The organism is Alcanivorax sp. HI0083 (genome assembly GCF_001635175.1).
On sequence record NZ_LWFX01000674.1, the window covers coordinates 1 to 634 of the forward strand.

At 58.5% G+C, this 634-nt stretch carries 1 protein-coding gene and 1 pseudogene; both read right to left on the bottom strand.

The window, feature by feature from the left end; genetic code table 11:
* Positions 1-37: 37 nt before the first annotated feature.
* Positions 38-337 (bottom strand): YciI family protein, encoded by a 300-nt coding sequence (locus A3754_RS06715; protein WP_063519151.1) that lies wholly within the window; start codon positions 335-337, stop codon positions 38-40.
* Positions 338-348: 11 nt separating this feature from the next.
* A pseudogene (locus A3754_RS06720) lies at positions 349-634 on the bottom strand (MFS transporter); the annotation flags it as partial.

Here is a 634-nt window from a genome sequence, read left to right on the forward strand (position 1 = left end):
AATTGCCATGACTGCCCATTCGTTGCGGCTGTAGCTTTCAGGGCAGTACGCGCTTGAAGGGCTTTACCGTAACGCTGGCGTACACGCCGGCATCCATATACGGATCCGCATCCGCCCAGGCCTGGGCAGCGTCCAGGGAATCAAATTCCGCAATGACCAATGATCCGGTAAAGCCCGCTGGGCCCGGGTCTTCACTGTCGATAGCCGGGTGTGGCCCTGCCAGTTGCAGGCGCCCTTGATCACGGAGGGCTTCCAGCCGCGCCAGGTGCGCGGGGCGAGCCTGTTTGCGTGACGGCAAGGAGTCAGGGACATCTTCACTGATGATCGCGTACAGCATGGTTTCGCTCTTTATTCAGGTTTGCGGTGGTGTGCGGCCATGATGTCTTCCAGGTCTAGCCCGGTCAGCTTGCCGATGCGGCGAAACAGGAAGAGCATGGCAAGAATCAGCACAATCATGGAGGGCAAGACAATAACCGGGTAGCTCAGAGCTGTCATCTTGCCCAGTTCGGCATTGAATGCCTCGCTGCCCGGCGGGCTGGTCAAAATTATTTTGGCCAGCACGTAGTTGAGCACAGAGGACAGGAAAAAGGAGGCCGCCACCATCCAGGAAGCCTGCTTGAGGGTCAGCTCGAAG